Raw genomic sequence first — 2,636 nt, 5'->3', positions numbered from 1 at the left:
TAAAATAAGGATATAATAATGACAGAAGTTCAACAAGGAACAACAATCGGACATTGTCTATAAATTGGGGTTATTGCAAATTTATGTTTTATAATTGAGTTTTAACATTAATTATAGTATAATAACTCATAATATTTTTGTTTAGTAAAAAAATTCTTATTTACATTTAGGCTTGAAAGGAGCGTTAAGATGTCTAAGAAACCGGTAGTTCTTATTATAATGGATGGTTTTGGTATTAATGAAAGAGATGATTACAATGCAATAGCACAGGCAAAAAAGCCTAATCTTGATATGCTTATGAAAACTTATCCTTGGAAACGTGGTTATGCAAGTGGTATGGCAGTAGGTCTGCCTGATGGACAGATGGGAAATTCTGAAGTAGGCCATATGAATATGGGTGCAGGCAGAATTATTTATCAGGAACTTACAAGGATTACAAAGGAGATAGAAGATGGTGATTTCTTTAAGAATGAGGCACTTCTTTCTGCAATAGAAAACTGTAAAGAGAAAAACAGTGCCTTACATATGTTTGGACTTTTATCAGATGGTGGTGTACATAGTCACAATACACATATGTATGGAATTTTAGAGCTTGCTAAGAAGGCAGGACTTGAAAAAGTCTATTTACATTGTTTCCTTGATGGAAGAGATACGCCTCCAAAGAGTGGAAGAGATTTTGTAGCTGATGCGGTAGCCAAAATGGAAGAGATAGGAGTAGGTAAGGTTGCATCTGTAATGGGTCGTTATTATGCTATGGATAGGGATAATCGCTGGGACAGAGTAGAGCTTGCTTATAAGGCTATGGTATACGGTGAAGGGAATACGGCAGCAGATCCGGTGGTTGCAGTAGAAAGTTCATACGGTTCAGATGTAACGGATGAGTTCGTTGTACCAACAGTTATTGAAAGAGATGGCAAACCGGTAACTACAATAAAAAATGATGACAGTATTATCTTCTACAATTTCCGACCTGATAGAGCTAGAGAAATTGCAAGAGCTTTTTGTAATGATGATTTTGACGGCTTTGAAAGAAAAGATGGAAGAGTTAAAACTAAATTCGTATGTTTTACTGATTATGATGTAAGTATGCCTAATAAAGAAGTTGCATTCAAAAAAGTAGAGATTAACAATACTTTTGGAGAGTATATGTCAAGGCTTGGAAAAAACCAGCTCCGTACTGCTGAAACCGAGAAATACGCTCATGTTACCTTCTTTTTCAATGGTGGTGTAGAAGAGCCATATCCGGGAGAAGATAGAATTTTAGTTAAATCACCTAAGGTAGCAACCTATGATTTACAGCCTGAAATGAGTGCGTTTGAGGTGTGTGACGGGCTTGTAAATGCGATTAAGAGTGGAAAATACGACACTATAATCTGTAATTTTGCGAACCCTGATATGGTAGGACATACGGGTGTTCTTGAGGCTGCAATTAAGGCGATTGAGGCTGTTGATACCTGTATAGGAAGGGCAGTAGAGGCTCTTAAGGAAGTGGACGGTGCTATGTTTATCTGTGCAGACCATGGAAATGCAGAGCAGATGATTGACTATGAGACAGGCGACCCTTGGACAGCACATACAACCAACCCTGTACCTTTCATCCTTGTAAATGCAGGAGAGGAGTATGATTTGGCAGAAGGCGGAAAGCTTTGTGACATCATTCCTACTATGCTTGAACTTATGGGAATACCACAGCCTGAGGAAATGACTGGAAAGTCGCTTTTGATTAAAAAATAGTTATGGAAAAGTACAGTGTAGTATTGTTAAAAGAATGCAAAATAGAAAACTATGTATCTGAAGATGATGCAAAAATCTTTGAAGAGAGCGTTGTTTTGTGTGAGCTTGAAGATGATTTTTTTGAAGAAACATCACCAGAAGAACTGTTAGAATATTTTGCAAAGAAAATACCAGCCAATAAGTATACAAATGCTTACGGAGAAGAAGTCTCTGTTGAAGTTGTTGCTGTAATTGATTATTTTAACTTATTTGAAAATGTAGAATTTGATAATTTTACGGAAATATACTGCAGGCATTTCATAGAGAAAAAATCGATGGTGGTGGCTGATGTTATAGAAAAATATTATCCTGACTTTTCCATAACGAAATGAAATAGCATATTATACAAAAATTGCTATAACTGATTAGTATCTGTGCAAAAAGAAATAAGTAAGAATTATACTTAATTTTGCACAGATATTTTATTTTTGATAGCAAAATAGCATTTTTTATAGTAAATATTACCAAAGATAATGAAAAATAAGCTGTTAATTATAGCAAGGTTTTGTAACAAAAAATAATGACAGTGGGCTTTAAATGTGGTAAAATACAATAAAGTGCAGATTTTTAATCAGCATAATTAAAAAGTTAGTGTAAACTTATCTGAATAGGGCTTGAATTGTAACTTAGAGTGCATGTTTTTTATGCACTTATTTGTGTATTAAGTCTTAATCGGAGTAACAACAGGAGGAAATTATAATGGCAAGAAAGTGGGTATATTTATTCACTGAAGGAAAAGCTGAGATGCGTGAGCTTCTTGGTGGTAAGGGTGCTAACCTTGCGGAAATGACAAACATTGGACTTCCGGTACCTCAGGGCTTTACGGTAACAACAGAGGCTTGTACTCAGTACTATGAGGATGG

Annotated in this window: 3 protein-coding genes; all 3 read left to right on the top strand. The window is 35.5% G+C overall.

Going from position 1 to position 2,636, the window contains the following annotated elements:
- Positions 1 to 189 precede the first annotated feature (189 nt).
- Entirely contained in the window at positions 190 to 1,734 is a 1,545-nt protein-coding gene (gpmI, locus tag ACTTG8_RS10215; RefSeq protein WP_442561999.1) for a 2,3-bisphosphoglycerate-independent phosphoglycerate mutase, read from the top strand.
- A 2-nt stretch (positions 1,735 to 1,736) separates the two neighbouring features.
- Positions 1,737 to 2,105, top strand: coding sequence for a DUF4288 domain-containing protein (locus ACTTG8_RS10210; RefSeq protein ID WP_442553526.1), 369 nt, complete (start codon positions 1,737 to 1,739; stop codon positions 2,103 to 2,105).
- 367 nt (positions 2,106 to 2,472) lie between these two features.
- A partial coding sequence (locus ACTTG8_RS10205; RefSeq protein ID WP_442562000.1) for a PEP/pyruvate-binding domain-containing protein occupies positions 2,473 to 2,636 on the top strand: 164 nt, incomplete at its 3' end.

This window comes from Catonella sp. (assembly GCF_052173895.1).
In the GTDB taxonomy this organism is placed as follows: Bacteria; Bacillota; Clostridia; order Lachnospirales; family Lachnospiraceae; genus Catonella.
Note: the sequence above shows the minus strand (reverse complement) of the source record. Positions and strands in the feature narration are given on the sequence as shown.

Bases quoted from the DNA above. Each gene is read 5' to 3' on its own strand.
- ACTTG8_RS10210 (WP_442553526.1), top strand. From the start codon at position 1,737: ATGGAAAAGTACAGTGTAGTATTGTTAAAAGAATGCAAAATAGAAAAC.
- gpmI (WP_442561999.1), top strand. From the start codon at position 190: ATGTCTAAGAAACCGGTAGTTCTTATTATAATGGATGGTTTTGGTATT.